The organism is Compostimonas suwonensis (genome assembly GCF_002797855.1).
GTDB lineage: Bacteria > Actinomycetota > Actinomycetes > Actinomycetales > Microbacteriaceae > Compostimonas > Compostimonas suwonensis.
Genome location: NZ_PGFB01000003.1, coordinates 175,510 through 190,532 on the forward strand (window position 1 = coordinate 175,510; position 15,023 = coordinate 190,532).

At 68.1% G+C, this 15,023-nt stretch carries 11 protein-coding genes; 7 read left to right on the forward strand and 4 right to left on the reverse strand.

Features of this window, described 5'->3' with window-relative positions; translation table 11 throughout:
• Window positions 1-157 precede the first annotated feature (157 nt).
• Window positions 158-4,972, forward strand: coding sequence for an HtaA domain-containing protein (locus CLV54_RS08670; RefSeq protein ID WP_100344582.1), 4,815 nt, complete (start codon window positions 158-160; stop codon window positions 4,970-4,972).
• A 188-nt stretch (window positions 4,973-5,160) separates the two neighbouring features.
• Here CLV54_RS08670 and CLV54_RS08675 read toward each other — a convergent pair whose 3' ends face one another.
• Complete coding sequence (locus tag CLV54_RS08675; RefSeq protein ID WP_100344583.1) at window positions 5,161-6,276, reverse strand: heme/hemin ABC transporter substrate-binding protein; 1,116 nt, start codon at window positions 6,274-6,276, stop codon at window positions 5,161-5,163.
• 173 nt (window positions 6,277-6,449) lie between these two features.
• On the opposite strand from CLV54_RS08675, the gene CLV54_RS08680 reads away from it, so the two are divergent.
• The 4 genes from CLV54_RS08680 to groL all read left to right on the forward strand — a co-directional run bounded on the left by CLV54_RS08680 (window position 6,450) and on the right by groL (window position 9,595).
• Entirely contained in the window at window positions 6,450-6,746 is a 297-nt protein-coding gene (locus tag CLV54_RS08680; RefSeq protein ID WP_100344584.1) for a DUF3263 domain-containing protein, read from the forward strand.
• Between the two features lie 36 nt (window positions 6,747-6,782).
• Entirely contained in the window at window positions 6,783-7,346 is a 564-nt protein-coding gene (locus CLV54_RS08685; RefSeq protein WP_100344585.1) for a LytR C-terminal domain-containing protein, read from the forward strand.
• Between the two features lie 178 nt (window positions 7,347-7,524).
• Window positions 7,525-7,728 (forward strand): cold-shock protein, encoded by a 204-nt coding sequence (locus CLV54_RS08690; protein WP_100344586.1) that lies wholly within the window; start codon window positions 7,525-7,527, stop codon window positions 7,726-7,728.
• Between the two features lie 247 nt (window positions 7,729-7,975).
• Window positions 7,976-9,595: a chaperonin GroEL gene (gene groL / locus CLV54_RS08695; protein WP_100344587.1), complete on the forward strand. Its 1,620-nt coding sequence runs from the start codon at window positions 7,976-7,978 to the stop codon at window positions 9,593-9,595.
• A 330-nt stretch (window positions 9,596-9,925) separates the two neighbouring features.
• Here groL and CLV54_RS08700 read toward each other — a convergent pair whose 3' ends face one another.
• From CLV54_RS08700 to CLV54_RS08710, 3 genes are all read right to left on the reverse strand, one after another.
• On the reverse strand, window positions 9,926-10,213 hold the full coding sequence (locus CLV54_RS08700; RefSeq protein ID WP_245861523.1) for a WXG100 family type VII secretion target: 288 nt from the start codon (window positions 10,211-10,213) through the stop codon (window positions 9,926-9,928).
• A gap of 161 nt (window positions 10,214-10,374) precedes the next feature.
• Window positions 10,375-12,087, reverse strand: coding sequence for a sensor histidine kinase (locus tag CLV54_RS08705; protein ID WP_100344589.1), 1,713 nt, complete (start codon window positions 12,085-12,087; stop codon window positions 10,375-10,377).
• 59 nt (window positions 12,088-12,146) lie between these two features.
• Entirely contained in the window at window positions 12,147-12,845 is a 699-nt protein-coding gene (locus CLV54_RS08710; RefSeq protein ID WP_100344590.1) for a response regulator transcription factor, read from the reverse strand.
• Window positions 12,846-13,072: 227 nt separating this feature from the next.
• Here CLV54_RS08710 and folP point away from each other — a divergent pair, with 227 nt between their 5' ends.
• Both folP and CLV54_RS08720 read left to right on the forward strand, forming a co-directional pair.
• Entirely contained in the window at window positions 13,073-13,978 is a 906-nt protein-coding gene (gene folP / locus CLV54_RS08715) for a dihydropteroate synthase (protein ID WP_245861525.1), read from the forward strand.
• Window positions 13,971-14,951, forward strand: a complete 981-nt coding sequence (locus tag CLV54_RS08720) for a pyrimidine reductase family protein (RefSeq protein ID WP_245861527.1) — start codon at window positions 13,971-13,973, stop codon at window positions 14,949-14,951. Before folP ends, CLV54_RS08720 begins: the two co-directional genes overlap by 8 nt.
• The last annotated feature ends 72 nt before the right edge of the window (window positions 14,952-15,023 follow it).

Below are 15,023 nucleotides of genomic sequence, written 5' to 3' on the forward strand. Positions count from 1 at the left end.
GCCTTACCAATTCTTTGACATCGGCCGAGGCTGTCGCATAGGGTCAGAGGTAAGCCTAGCCTTAGCTGGGTTGATCCCCCATTGTTCCTGCGGCCGTCTGCGCGGTCTGTTCTGCGCGCGCCCGTGAGGAACGCTCGACCTGGAGTGCCCCAGACCCGTGAAGAAGACCGCCACATATCGTTCCCTCGTCCGTCGTGCCGTCGCTGCGGTCGTCGCTTCGCTGCTCGTCGTGGGGGGCTCCGCTCTCGCGGCCCCCGCAGCGTTCGCCGACGAACTCGCCCCGACCGCGACATCCGCTCCTGCTCCCGACTCGGCCGTGCCCGACGAACCAGCGCAGGATGTCGCGGAGCAGCCCGCGCCCGAGGAGACGCCGGTAGCCGAGGCTCCGCCCGAGGAGACGCCGGTCGCCGAGGCTCCCGTTCAGGCCACCGAGGCCCCGATCGAGGCAGCCGAGCCCGAGGCTCCCGCTGCTGTCGAGGCGGCTCCCGCCCCGACCGTGCAGGCGCTCGTCGCCGATGCGGCTCCGGTTGCCGAGTTGACCGTGTCGAAGACGTCGGGTCTGGATCCTGCGGGTGAGGAGATCACCGTTTCGGGTACGGGTTATGAGATCAACACGGGTGGTATCTACGCGCAAATCGGGTGGCTGAAGGAGGGCGAGTGGACGCCCGTCTCCGCTGATGACACGCGTGCGGCGAACCGGACGAACGCTTATGCGGCTTTGGTGGGTTCCGGTTTCCCGGGTCAGCCTGAGTGGACGGTGGCGCCGGATGGTTCGGGTTCGTTCACCTGGACGGTGACGGTCACGAAGGCTGCGCTCGATGCGAAGAAGAAGGACGGCTACGTCCTGGCGGCGTTCACCTTGGGGTCGCATTCGAACTGGATTCAGCCGGCGAACGAGCGTTTCGTCGCGCTGAGCTTCGCCGAGCCGGCGCCGGTTGCCGAGCTCTCCGTGTCGAAGACATCCGGTCTGGACCCTGCGGGTGAGGAGATCACGGTTTCGGGTACGGGTTATGAGATCAACACGGGTGGTATCTATGCGCAGATCGGGTGGTTGAAGGCCGGCGAGTGGACGCCCGTCTCCGCTGACGACACGCGTGCCGCCAACCGGACGAACGCTTATGCGGCGTTGGTGGGTTCTGGTTTCCCGGGTCAGCCTGAGTGGACGGTGGCGCCGGATGGTTCGGGTTCGTTCACCTGGACGGTGACGGTCACGAAGGCTGCGCTCGATGCGAAGAAGAAGGACGGCTACACGCTCGCGGCATTCACCCTGGGTTCGCACTCGAACTGGGTCCAGCCGGCGAATGAGCGTTTTGTGCCGCTGAGCTTCGCCGATGCGGCTCCGGTTGCCGAGTTGACCGTGTCGAAGACGTCCGGTCTGGATCCCGCTGGTGAGGAGATCACCGTTTCGGGTACGGGTTATGAGATCAACACGGGTGGTATCTATGCGCAGATCGGATGGCTGAAGGCGGATGCCTGGACCCCGCTCTCGGCGGACGATACCCGTGCTGAGAACCGGACGAATGCCTATGCGGCTTTGGTGGGTTCTGGTTTCCCGGGTCAGCCCGAGTGGACGGTGGCGCCCGATGGTTCGGGTTCGTTCTCGTGGACGGTGACGGTCACGAAGGCGGCTCTGGATGCGAAGAAGAAGGACGGCTATACGCTCGCGGCATTCACCTTGGGGTCGCATTCGAACTGGATTCAGCCGGCGAACGAGCGTTTCGTCGCTCTGAGCTTCGCCGAGCCGGCCCCGGTTGCCGAGTTGACCGTGTCGAAGACGTCCGGTCTGAATCCTGCGGGTGAGGAGATCACGGTCTCGGGTACGGGTTATGAGATCAACACGGGTGGTATTTACGCGCAGATCGGATGGTTGAAGGCGGATGCCTGGACCCCGCTCTCCGCGGACGATACCCGTGCTGAGAACCGCACCAATGCCTATGCGGCGCTGATCGGGTCCGGCTTCCCGGGTCAGCCGCTGTGGGTGGTCGCTCCGGATGGTTCGGGTTCGTTCTCGTGGACGGTGACGGTCACGAAGGCGGCTCTGGACGCGAAGAAGAAGGACGGTTTCGTCCTGGCGGCGTTCACGCTCGGGTCCCACATGAATTGGATTCAGCCGGCGAACGAGCGCTTTGTGCCGCTGAGCTTCGCCGAGCCCGCCCCGACTGCCGAGCTCTCCGTATCGAAGACATCCGGCCTGAATCCTGCGGGTGAGGAGATCACCGTTTCGGGTACGGGTTATGAGATCAACACGGGCGGCATCTACGCGCAGATCGGGTGGCTGAAGGCGGATGCCTGGACCCCGCTCTCCGCGGACGATACCCGTGCTGAGAACCGCACCAATGCCTATGCGGCGCTGATCGGGTCCGGCTTCCCGGGTCAGCCGCTGTGGGTGGTCGCGCCGGATGGTTCGGGTTCGTTCTCGTGGACGGTGACGGTCACGAAGGCTGCGCTCGATGCGAAGAAGAAGGACGGCTACACGCTCGCGGCATTCACCCTGGGTTCGCACTCGAACTGGGTCCAGCCGGCGAATGAGCGTTTTGTGCCGCTGAGCTTCGCCGATGCGGCTCCGGTTGCCGAGTTGACCGTGTCGAAGACGTCCGGTCTGGATCCCGCTGGTGAGGAGATCACCGTTTCGGGTACGGGTTATGAGATCAACACGGGTGGTATCTATGCGCAGATCGGGTGGCTGAAGGCCGATGAGTGGACCCCGTTGTCCGCTGATGACACGCGTGCTGAGAACCGCACCAATGCCTATGCGGCCCTCATCGGCTCCGGTTTCCCTGGTCAGCCTGAGTGGACGGTCGCCGAAGACGGCTCCGGTTCGTTCTCGTGGACGGTGACGGTCACGAAGGCTGCGCTCGATGCGAAGAAGAAGGACGGTTTCGTTCTGGCGGCGTTCACGCTGGGTTCGCACAGCAATTGGATCCAGCCGGCGAATGAGCGTTTTGTGCCGCTGAGCTTCGCCGAGCCGGCTGCGACGCCCCGCATCACGGTCAGCCCGGCCACGGGTGTGAACCCGGCCGCCGCCACGACCTTCACGGTCACCGGCTCGAACTTCACGGGTCCGGGCGCCGCGAACGGCGTCTACGTCAATGTGGGCGCGAAGAGCGCGTGGCAGCCCGGGCAGGTGCCGGACGCCTCGGGCTTCCTCGCGACCACGTGGGTCATGCCGAACCAGGTCGTGGGCGGCTCGTTCACGACGACCGTCACGGTTCCCGCCGGCACCTTCGACAAGAACCTGAGCTACGGCGTCTCGACCTTCGCAGCTCACGGTCTGTCGATCACGAACCGCTCGCTGGACACCTACACGCCGATCTCCTTCCGCGACGTCACGCAGCCGACCGATCCGCCGACCACGCCTCCCACGACCCCGCCGACGGCACCGCCCGTGCCGCCGACCGACCCCGTGGTCAACCCGGTTCCCGTGCCGTCGGGCTCGCTGAGCTGGGGCGTCAAGGACAGCTTCCGCAGCTACATCCCGACGATCGCCAAGGGCACGATCACGGTGGGCAACGGCGCGACGAGCTCCGGCGACTCCTACCAGTTCGGCCAGATCGAGGGCGGCGACTACAACGCGGCCACCGGAACGGGCACCGCTCGCTACACCGGCTCCGTGCGCTTCTACGGCCACGCCGGTGCGCTCGACCTCACCTTCTCCTCACCGCAGGTGCGGGTGAGCTCGGCGTCGTCGGCCGATCTGCTCTTCACGGTCAACGGCTCGCAGGTCACGCTCGCATCCATCGACCTGTCGAGCGCGAGCAGGTCCGGCAGCGACGGCGCGGTGCGCTACTCGGGCGCGCCGGTCACGCTCACCGCCGCAGGCTCGACGGCTTTCGCGGGCTTCTACCCCGCGGGCCAGTCCCTCGACCCGATCAGCTTCACGATCGGCTCGCCGGGCGCCGCGCCCTCGGGCACGACCGGCACCGTGACATCCGCTGCGGTCGTCACGACCGTGACGCCCCCGGCGACCCCGCCCGCCTCGACCGGCATCGAACTGGATGCCGCGACGATGCAGACGCTCGTCACGGGTGGCGAGGTCACGATCAGCGTCGACGGCTTCCAGCCGAACGAGGAGGGCATCATGGTCGTCGTCTACTCGACGCCCACCGTGCTCGCCCGCGACCTCGTGGCCGACGCGAACGGCGTCGTGACCTGGACGGGCAAGCTGCCCTTCGACCTGAGCGGGCAGCACACGCTCACCTTCCAGGGCTCGATCAGCAAGGGCGTCGTGCTCGACATCCCGGTCAAGGTGCTCAAGAACGCGAGCGCCTGCGCCGTCACGGGCGGCACCCTCACCTGGGGCTTCAAGGAATCGTTCCGCTCGTACATCAGCGGCTCGATCGCCAACGGCGAGTGGACGGTCACCGACGGCGCGAGCTACGAGACGCCCGACTTCTCGTGGGCGAACGGCACGGGCGGCATCGACCCGGCCACGGATGCCGGCAACGTCGCGTTCACCGGCGCGATCACCTTCACCGGGCACGGCGGTGTGCTCAACACGACCGTCGCCAACCCGCGCATCGAGCTCGTCGACGAGAGCATCGGATACATCGTGCTCGACGTGACCGGAACGACCCAGGAGGGCGCCCCGGTCTCGGCGACCGGCGTGCGCTTCGTCGAGCTCGACCTCGCATCCGGCGAGCCCGGCGGCGAGGGCGAGGGCGCCACGTCGCTCTCGAACGTGCCCGCGACGCTCACGGCGGAAGGCGCCGCCGCGTTCGGCACCTACCCCGAGGGTGAGGCGTTCGACCCGGTGAGCTACACGATCGAGACCGCGGACTGCGCGACGACGGTCGTCGATGACGACCCCGAGGCACAGGATGCCGCGAGCAGCACCACGACCGCGTCGCCCGAGCTCGCCTCGTCGACCGATCTCAGCTGGCTGATCTGGCTCATCGTCGCCTTCGTCGTGGTGGTCGCCGCGATCGTGGCCCTGCTCGTGGTGCGCAACCGCCGCAAGGGCGCCGCCGAGTAGCACACGCACGGCGGAGGGCGGGCATCCATTCGGGTGCCCGCCCTCCGCCGTGCCCGCACTTCGACGCCGCGAGTCGCGCCACATCGTCCCAAACCGTCGCAACTTGCGAAGGTTTGGGACGATGTGGCGCGACTCGCATCGCGGAACGGAAACCGGCGCCGGAACCGGCGTCGCGACAGAGCCGCGTGCTACTGCGGGGCGTAGATCGCGCGGGCGAGCGCGTCGAGCACGGCGGGGGTGCGCGGGCCGAAGCTCAGGATGTCGCCGTCCGCCATGTCGACGAAGCGCTTGTTGACACCCGCCGTCGTGATGCCGATCGCCGGCTTCGTCTCGATGAGGCCGTCGACGCCGCCCGCGCTCTCGAGGCCGTCGGTCATCACGAGGATGAGGTCGGGGTCGGCCGCGACGAGCGCCTCGTCGGTCATGGGCTTCATGCCGTCCCAGCCGATCTCCTTCGCGACGTCGATGCCGCCGAGCGCGTCGATGAGCACGTCGGCCCCCGACTCCTCGCCGAAGAGGTAGTAGATGCCGGAGCTGCCGCGCAGGTAGAGGAAGACCATCCGCAGCCTGTCGGCCGGGTCGGTCGGAACGATGGCGGCGATCTCGGCGATCTTGTCGTCGATCTGCTGCTGCAGCGTGCCCGCGAGCTCCTCGCCCGCCTGGGGGGCGCCGAGCGCAGCGCCCACCTGCCGCGCGAGCTCGCCGACGCCCTCGATCGACGGCTCGTTCTGCACGTAGACCACGTCGATGCCGGCGTCGCGCAGCTGCAGCATCACGTCGAGCGGGCCGATCGTGCCGTCGGTGATCACGAGCGAGGGCTTGAGCGCGACGACGCCCTCGGCGTTGACCGAGTGGCCGCCCGAGGTCACGAGGGGCAGATCCTCGGTGCCCGGGAAGGTCGTCGACACGTCGCGGCCGACGACGCTGTCGCCGAAGCCCAGCCCGAAGATCGTGGCCGCGATCGAGCCCGACATGTCGAGGCCGAGCACGCGCGAGGTGTCGGCGACGGTCACCGGATGGTCGCCGTCGCGATCGTGGGAGACGACGGTGGCGGGGAGCGTCTGAGCGGTGTCGGAGACGAGCGGGGTGACCGCGGCATCCTGCAGCACGGCCGTGCTCGGGCCGACGAAGCTCTTGGGGTCGTCGAGCACGGTCAGGTCGCCGAGCGGGATCTGCCGGCCGGCGTTCGCGGCCGTGTGCTCGGGCTGCGTCGCCTGCGGGCTGCATGCGCTGAGAAGAATGGATGCCGCGACGGCGACGAGAGCGGAGGCGACAACGAGTCGCGGCGTGCGGGCGTGGTTCATCGGGGTCCGTATCCTGGCTGGGGATGATGCTTAGGCTATCCTAAGCTGATTGCCTGGGCACCCGCAGAGTCGCCCGGCGAGGCTGCGGTGCGCCTGGGCGAACACACAGCGCCTGCCACCTAGGATGTGATCACCAATACGGCCGCATGATCTGTCGAACGAGGAGGTAACTCGTGGAACACGCCAAGCGCGTGGGTTCGGAGCAGTCGTCCCTCGCGGACTCCCTGACCGAACGCGACATCCGCATCCTCGCCTTCGAGCGCCAGTGGTGGCGTCACGCAGGAGCCAAGGAGGAGGCTATTCGGGCCGAGTTCGGAATCTCCTCGGCGCGCTACTATCAACTCCTGGGCACGCTCATCGACTCGCCGGCCGCCCTCGTCCACGACCCCCTGCTCGTCAAACGTCTCCTGCGTATGCGTGACGCCCGCACCGCAGCACGAGCGGCCAGGTCGTTGCGCAACAACGACTGACCCGACAGCGACACGAGAGAACCCCCCGACACACCCATGGCAGCTTCCTTCCCGAAAGACCGATTCGACCTCCCCACCGAGCACGTGCTCCGCGTCGGGGCGCACCGGACTCCCCGTAAGAAGGGCCGTGGTTGGATCGCCTTCGCCTGGGCGGCCCTCGCGACCGTCATCCTCATCGCCGTGGGGGTCGTCGGCATCTTCGTCATCAACGACCGCGTGAGCTTCGACCTTCCGTTCACCGGTTCGGGCACGCCGACGCCCACCGAGAGCGCGACGCCGACGCCGACGATCGTGCCCGTCGTCGATCCGGCGCTCGCGGTCACGGTGCTCAACGGCACCGCGACAGAAGGCCTCGCCACCCGTGTCGGCGACACGCTCACGGCCGCCGGCTGGACCGTCGGCTCGCGCACGAACGCGAGCGCTCAGGATGTCGCGACCACGACCGTCTACTACTCCGATCCGGCCAACGCGGGCGCCGCTCTCGGGCTCGCCCAGTCCCTCGGGCTCAGCACGATCGTGCAGTCCGACGACTTCGCCGACTCGGGCGCGAACCTCGTCGTCGTCATCGGCGCCGACTACGTCGAACCGGTCACCGGATAGGCCCGTTTCCGTACCCCGATTTTCGGGAGTGTTACGCGCGTGTTTAATTCTCGATGCATTGGGCCGATTCCGCCCGAAAGCGCCGCTTTTGGGGGTTCACCGGGGTATCCGTCGAGCTAGTATCGGGCTGTCGCTTCGGCGGCACAGCCGCACTACACACAGCACTGGGGAGTAACACATGGCGAACGGAACCGTGAAGTGGTTCAACGCTGAGAAGGGCTACGGCTTCATCACCGTCGATGGAGGAGGGCAAGACGTGTTCGTCCACTACTCCGCCATCGAGATGGGCGGGTACAAGGTTCTCGAGGAAGGCCAGCAGGTCGTATTCGAGGTCGGCACGGGGGCCAAGGGCCCGCAGGCCGAATCGGTGCGCTTGGCCTGATTCAGCGCGATCCGAGGGTGCGCCCTCCCCGACGCCGCCCGGTTCGCCGGGCGGCGTCGGTGCGTCTACGGGGGCGGTTTCGAGTCGCGGTCGCCGCGACATCCTGTGCGGTTGTCGTGTGTGCGGTGCGGTGGCCCGCGCCCGCTTGCACTCAGCGGGGCAGAGTGCCAGAATCGTCTTAGCACTCTCTGTATTTGAGTGCTAACCAGAAATCTTTCAGGACGTCCGGGAGGGACGAGAAACACACATGTCTAAGATCATTGCTTTTGACGAGGAAGCGCGCCGCGGCCTCGAGCGTGGACTGAACATCCTGGCCGACACGGTCAAGGTCACGCTCGGCCCGCGTGGTCGTAACGTCGTGCTCGAGAAGAAGTGGGGCGCTCCCACCATCACGAACGATGGTGTGTCGATCGCCAAGGAGATCGAGCTCGACGACCCGTACGAGAAGATCGGTGCCGAGCTCGTCAAGGAGGTCGCGAAGAAGACGGATGACGTCGCCGGCGACGGAACCACGACTGCTACCGTTCTCGCCCAGGCGCTCGTTCGCGAGGGCCTGCGCAACGTCGCAGCCGGCGCCGACCCGATCAGCCTCAAGAAGGGCATCGAGAAGGCGACCTCGGCCGTCATCGCGGAGCTCATCGTCAACGCCAAAGAGGTCGAGACCAAGGAAGAGATCGCGGCCACCGCGTCCATCTCCGCGGGCGACACCGAGATCGGCTCGATCATCGCCGAGGCCATCGACAAGGTGGGCAAGGAAGGCGTCGTCACCGTCGAGGAGTCGAACACCTTCGGCACCGAGCTCGAGCTCACCGAGGGCATGCGCTTCGACAAGGGCTACCTGTCGGCGTACTTCGTGACCGACCCCGACCGTCAGGAAGCGGTCTTCGAAGACCCCTACATCCTGATCGTCAACGGCAAGGTCTCCAACATCAAGGATCTCCTGCCGATCGTCGACAAGGTCATCCAGACCGGCAAGCAGCTCCTCATCATCGCCGAGGACGTCGACGGCGAGGCTCTCGCGACGCTCGTCGTCAACAAGATCCGCGGCATCTTCAAGTCGGTCGCCGTCAAGGCTCCCGGCTTCGGCGACCGCCGCAAGGCGCAGCTGCAGGACATCGCGATCCTCACCGGCGGCCAGGTCATCTCCGAGGAGGTCGGACTCAAGCTCGAGAACGCCACCCTCGACCTGCTCGGCAAGGCTCGCAAGGTCGTCATCACCAAGGACGAGACCACGATCGTCGAAGGCGCGGGAGACCCCGAGGCCATCGCCGGACGCGTCGCTCAGATCCGTGGCGAGATCGAGAACACCGACAGCGACTACGACCGTGAGAAGCTCCAGGAGCGTCTCGCGAAGCTCGCCGGTGGCGTCGCCGTCATCAAGGCCGGAGCAGCGACCGAGGTCGAGCTCAAGGAGCGCAAGCACCGCATCGAAGACGCCGTGCGCAACGCGAAGGCAGCCGTCGAAGAGGGCATCGTCGCCGGTGGTGGCGTCGCCCTCATCCAGGCCGGCAAGACCGCGTTCGAGAAGCTCGAACTCGTCGGTGACGAGGCCACGGGCGCGAACATCGTCAAGGTCGCCATCGAGGCTCCGCTCAAGCAGATCGCCCTCAACGCCGGCCTCGAGCCGGGCGTCGTCGTCGACAAGGTGCGCAACCTGCCCGTCGGCCACGGCCTCAACGCCGCGACCGGTGAGTACGTCGACATGCTCGCCGCCGGCATCAACGACCCGGTGAAGGTCACCCGCTCGGCTCTGCTCAACGCAGCGTCGATCGCCGGCCTGTTCCTCACCACCGAGGCCGTCGTCGCCGACAAGCCCGAGAAGAACCCGGCTCCGGCCGGCGACCCCACGGGTGGCATGGACTTCTAGGTCTGAAACCGTTCTTCGGAACGGCTGTTCTTCGGAACGAGAACGATGGGCGTCTCCTGCGGGAGGCGCCCATCGGCGTTTCCGCAGGTGTGCGGTTGGGCACCCCGGCACCCGGATGCCGCTGCCGTATCTCGCTGCCGTATCTCGCTGCCGTATCCCGCTCTCGCATCCCGCGCTCGTGCCGGAGCCCGCCGAGCGCGGGTCTGTTCGCGAGCGCGGGTTTGTTCGCGAGCGCGGGTTTGTTCGCGAGCGCGGCTCTTCGGCGCTCGTCGCTCGCGAACAAACCCGCGCTCGACGCACAAGCCGCGCAGCGGCGCCGCGCCGCGGGGCTCAGCGCCCGAACAGGCGCGTGTTGGCGGCCTCGGCGTCGGCGTACTGGGTGCCCGCGCGGTCGAGGGCCTCGACGATCGAGGTGAGCGACTGCTCGACCTGCTGCTGGGTGGCCCGCCACTCCGAGACGACGCCCTGGAACGCAGTCGCGGCCTCGCCGCTCCAGCTCCCCTCCAGACTCGTCAGGAGGCTCAGCAGCCCGCTCACCTCGGACTGGATGCGCGGGATCAGGCTGCGCGCCGATGCCGTCGCATCCCACACCGCCTGACTGTCGACCTGGTAACGCATGACGTTCTCCTCTCGTGGTTGTGCTGAGAGGCTAGAGCCGGGCCGGCGAGCGGATGTCGCGGCATCCGGCATCCTGTCGGCGACGGCCGTCGGGCGGCCCCTGTGCAGGGCTCGAGGCGAGCTGCGCGTCGGATCGACTGCGCGCCGGGTGAAGGGACGAGCTACACGCCCTGGGGCGCCGCCGGGCTGCCGTAGAGGGGCAGGGAGACGCGGAAGGTCGCGCCTCCGCCGGGTGTCTCCACGACATCCACCGTGCCGTTGTGCGCGGCGACGATCGAGGAGACGATGGCGAGGCCGAGTCCGCTGCCGCCAGTCTCACGGGTGCGGGAGGTGTCGGCGCGCCAGAAGCGCTGGAAGATCTTCTCGCGGATCTGCGGAGGAATGCCCTCACCGTGGTCGATGACCTCGAGCAGGGCGCGCTGCGACGGCCGGTCGACGACGACGCCGATCTCGATGGGGCTGTCGTCGGGGGTGAAGCGCATGGCGTTGCCCATGAGGTTGGTGATGACCTGCCGGATCTTGTTCTCCTCGGCGTTCACCATGGCCGCCGTCTCGGGGCCGGAGGCCTTGAGAGCGACGGTGGTCATCGGGGACTCGGCGGTCGCCGGCTTCTTGGGGCGGCGCGAGCGCAGGCGGGCGAGAGTCGCGCCGGCGAAGGCGATGGGCCCCGTGGCGTTGGCCGAGGCGGCGTTCGCCGCGTCGCGGTCGTGAGGCGTCGGCAGGATGTCGAGTTCCTGCGTGTCGGGAAGCAGCTCACCCGGGTCGACGACCGCGTTCTCGATCACGGAGGTGACGACGCTCACGGTTCGCGCGGGGGAGGAGGCCATGGCGTCGAGGGCGGCGTCACGGGCGAGGGGCACGAGGTCGACGGGTGCGAGGGTGAGCGGCTTCGTCTCGTCGAGGCGTGCCAGCTCGAGGAGGTCCTCGACGAGGCCGCCCATGCGGATGGCCTCCTTCTCGATGCGCTCCATGGCCTGCGCGACGTCCTCGGGGGTCTGCAGCGCGCCCATACGGTACAGCTCGGCGTAACCGCGCACCGAGACGAGCGGGGTGCGGAGCTCGTGGCTCGCATCGCCCACGAAGCGCCGCATCTGGTCGATCGACTTCGCGCGGTCTTTGAAGGCGCGGTCGATGCGGCTGAGCATGGTGTTGAGGGAGCGGTTGAGGCGCCCCACCTCGGTGTTGGGGGTGGCATCCGGCATCCGCTGGCTGAAGTCGCCGTCGGCGATCGCGGCCGCCGTGCGCTCGACGTCGCGCAGCGGCCCGAAGGTCGTCGTCACGAGAAGCCGGGTGAGCAGGGCGCCGAGCACGACGATGCCGAAGCCGAAGCCGAGGTAGATCGAGATGAACGCGGCCATGATGTTCTCGGCCGGGCGCAGCGAGACCGCGAGGATCACCGTTCCGGTCTCGAACTGGTTGATCGAGACCGGGACGAAGACCGCGTGGAAGGAGGTCTGCTTCGAGGTGTCGTAGATGGGGAACGGCTGCGGGGCCTGGCTGAGCTGGATGCCCTTGGCGACCGTGAGGGTGGCCGGGATGATCGGCAGCGTCGAGCTCGCCCGATCGCGCCAGTTGTGGTCGATGAGCTTGCCGTTGCTGTCGTAGACGGCCATGAAGTAGTCGGAGCCGCCCGAGTCGTCCATGAGCGAGGTCGAATTGCCGTCGGCGTCGCTCTTGAGGATGTCGTTGAGCCGTTCGCCCTGGGCATCCTGCTTGAGCTGCGTGTCGATCTGGTCGATCAGGTACGGCTTCAGCAGCGCCATGGTCCCCACGCCCGTGATCGCGAGGCCGGCCGTGAGCACCAGCACCGTCACTCCCGTGATCTTGGTGCGGAGGGAGATCCCCGCCCACCAGGTTAAGAGTGACGCGTGCATTCAGTGATGATCTCAGATGACTCGGTGAAACGACTGGACGACTGCCGGGTGGCAGCCGACTACTGGGCGACCTTGGCGACCTTGAGCATGTAGCCGAAGCCGCGCTTGGTCTGGATGAGCGGCTCCGAGGAGTGCGCGTCCAGCTTGCGGCGCAGGTAGGAGATGTAGGACTCGACGATGCCGGCGTCGCCGTTGAAGTCGTACTCCCAGACGTGGTCGAGGATCTGCGCTTTGCTCAGCACCCGGTTGGGGTTGAGCATGAGGTAGCGCAGGAGCTTGAACTCGGTGGGGCTCAGCTCGATCGGCTCGTCGCCGACGAGCACCTCGTGGGTGTCCTGGTCCATCGTCAGCTCGCCGGAGCGGATGACGGCGTCCTCGTCGGCGTGCATCGTGCGACGCAGGATCGCCTTGATGCGCGCCACGATCTCGTCGAGGCTGAACGGCTTGGTCACGTAGTCGTCGCCGCCGACGGTGAGACCGGTGATCTTGTCCTCGGTGTCGTCCTTCGCGGTGAGGAAGAGGATCGGGGCCGTGTAGCCGGCGGAGCGGAGGCGCTTGGTGACGCCGAAGCCGTTCATGTCGGGGAGCATGACGTCGAGGATGATGAGGTCCGGCTCCTCCTCGAGTACTGCGGAGATGGCCTGGGCGCCGTTGCCGACGGCTCGCACGGCAAAGCCGGCGAAGCGGAGGCTCGTGGTGAGCAGGTCGCGGATGTTGGGTTCGTCATCGACGATGAGGATACGGGGGCCATCAGTCATAAAAGATATTATCTGCGCGTTAGCTGGAAGCAATCTGGGAGTTTTTGGCGTGCCACCCGACCGCGAGCTGGCGTTACCGTGCGCTGCGCCCCTCGATATGCCGCGAAAGCGTCGGTGCTTGCCGCGAAAGCGCCGGTGTTCTGTGGATTCGGATGAATTCTCGGGGGTTTCCCACAGGCGCGTGACCACGGGCGGATGCGGATGAGCGGGCGTGGGAGCATGGACGGGTGACCGGCTTCCTCCTGCCCCCGATCGTCGCCCCCGTGCGCCGGATCGCCGGGCGCAGCATCGACTTCTCGCGTCAGGTCGCCGTGATGGCGATCGTCAACCGCACCCCCGACTCCTTCTACGACAAGGGCTCCACCTTCGCCTTCGACAAGGCCGTCGCCGCGGGGGATGCCGCGGTCGAGCTCGGCGCCGACTGGGTCGACATCGGGGGAGCCCCCTTCGCGCCCGGGCCGGAGGTGCCGGTCGGCGACGAGGTCGAGCGGGTCGTTCCCGTCGTCGAGGCGATGCTGCGGCATCCGGGCGTCGTCATCTCGGTCGACACCTACCAGCCGGATGTCGCGGCGGCGAGCATCGCCGCCGGAGCCCACGTGATCAACGACACCACGGGCCTGCGCGACCCGCGGATGGCAGAGGTCGTGGCCGCGAGCGATGCCCAGATCGTGATCACGCACAGCCTCGCCGAGCCGCGCACGGTCTACCCGCGGCCTCAGTACGACGACGTGGTCGCCGAGGTAGCCGCCTTTCTGCGCGAGCGGGTGCAGCGGGCGCTCGACGCGGGCATCCCGTCGGAGCGGATCATCGTCGACCCGGGCCACGACCTCAACAAGAACACCCTGCACTCCCTCGAGATCACGCGGCGGCTCGACGAGATCGCGGCCATCGGCTATCCCACCCTCGTGGCGGTCTCGAACAAGGACTTCATCGGCGAGACGCTCGACGCCGAGCGCACGGAGCGGCTCGAGGGCTCCATCGCCGCGGCCGTGCTGTGCATCGCCCAGGGCGCGCGCATCGTGCGGATGCACAACGTCGCGGCCACCGTCGCGGCGGTGCGGATGACGGAGGCGGTGCTCGGGCTGCGGCAGCCGGCGTACCTGAGGCACAACATGGGGGAGCGCAATGCCTGAGGCACGGATCGAACGGCTGTGGGGCGCGGGGTGGGTCGGCGCGGGCGAGCCGGGTGGCTCGGGTGGCTCGGATGGTGCGTCCGGCTCGGGTGGTGCGGGCGGGCAGGATGGTGCGCCCGGCGCGGGTGTCTCGGATGGTGCGTCCGGCGCGGATGATTCGCGTGGCCCGGGTGGTGCGCCTGGCTCGGATGGCAACGGCACGGGTGCCGCCCGCGCCGCAGCCGGTTCGGGGTCGCTGAGCGATGAGCAGATCCTCGCGCTTTACGCCGCCGATCCGCGCGACATGAGCGGCCGGCGCGACACGGGCGAGCAGGGCGAGCCCTGGCTGCGGGTCAACTTCGTGTCGAGTCTCGACGGGTCGGCGACGCACGCCGGGCTCTCGGGCGGCCTCGGCACGCCCGCCGACAAACGCGTCTTCGACCTGCTGCGGCGGCTGTGCGACGTCGTCGTGGTCGGCGCGGGAACCGTGCGTGCCGAGGGCTACGGCGCCATGCGGGTGGATGCCGCGGCGAGCGCCTGGCGATCCGCCCACGGTTTCCAGCCGCAGCCGGTCTTCGCCATCGTCTCGGGCAGCCTCGATCTCGACCCGGCCGGCTCCGTGTTCGCCGAGGCTCCCGTGACCCCGATCGTCGTCACCGCGGCCAGCTCGTCACCGGAACGCCGTGCGGCGCTCGCCGAGGTCGCCGACGTCGTGGTGTGCGGCGACGAGGCGGTCGACACCGTGCTCATGCGGCAGTTGCTCGCCGAGCGCGGCCTGCTGCGGCAGCACGGGGAGGGCGGCCCCTCGCTCTTCGGGCGCATGATCGCGGAGCGCAGCGTCGACGAGCTGTGCCTGACGCTGAGCCCCCGGCTCGAGGCGGGCTTCGGCCCGAGGATCAGCGGGGCCGTCGCCAACTCCGAGGCGCTCGACATGCGCCTCGCGCACGTGCTGCACGGCGACGGCACCCTGCTGCTGCGCTACATCCGCGCCTGACGGGCGCCCGCCCTCGAGCGTGGGCGAACAGGCTCGACTCCGCGACATCCCGCCCCGGATGCCGCTGCGCCG

Excerpts from the sequence above, each read along its gene's own strand:
- CLV54_RS08675 (WP_100344583.1), bottom strand. The coding sequence starts at position 6,276 with ATGAACCACGCCCGCACGCCGCGACTCGTTGTCGCCTCCGCTCTCGTC.
- CLV54_RS08685 (WP_100344585.1), top strand. The coding sequence starts at position 6,783 with ATGGCAGCTTCCTTCCCGAAAGACCGATTCGACCTCCCCACCGAGCAC.
- CLV54_RS08690 (WP_100344586.1), top strand. The coding sequence starts at position 7,525 with ATGGCGAACGGAACCGTGAAGTGGTTCAACGCTGAGAAGGGCTACGGC.
- groL (WP_100344587.1), top strand. The coding sequence starts at position 7,976 with ATGTCTAAGATCATTGCTTTTGACGAGGAAGCGCGCCGCGGCCTCGAG.
- CLV54_RS08705 (WP_100344589.1), bottom strand. The coding sequence starts at position 12,087 with ATGCACGCGTCACTCTTAACCTGGTGGGCGGGGATCTCCCTCCGCACC.
- CLV54_RS08710 (WP_100344590.1), bottom strand. The coding sequence starts at position 12,845 with ATGACTGATGGCCCCCGTATCCTCATCGTCGATGACGAACCCAACATC.
- CLV54_RS08720 (WP_245861527.1), top strand. The coding sequence starts at position 13,971 with ATGCCTGAGGCACGGATCGAACGGCTGTGGGGCGCGGGGTGGGTCGGC.
- CLV54_RS08700 (WP_245861523.1), bottom strand. The coding sequence starts at position 10,213 with ATGCGTTACCAGGTCGACAGTCAGGCGGTGTGGGATGCGACGGCATCG.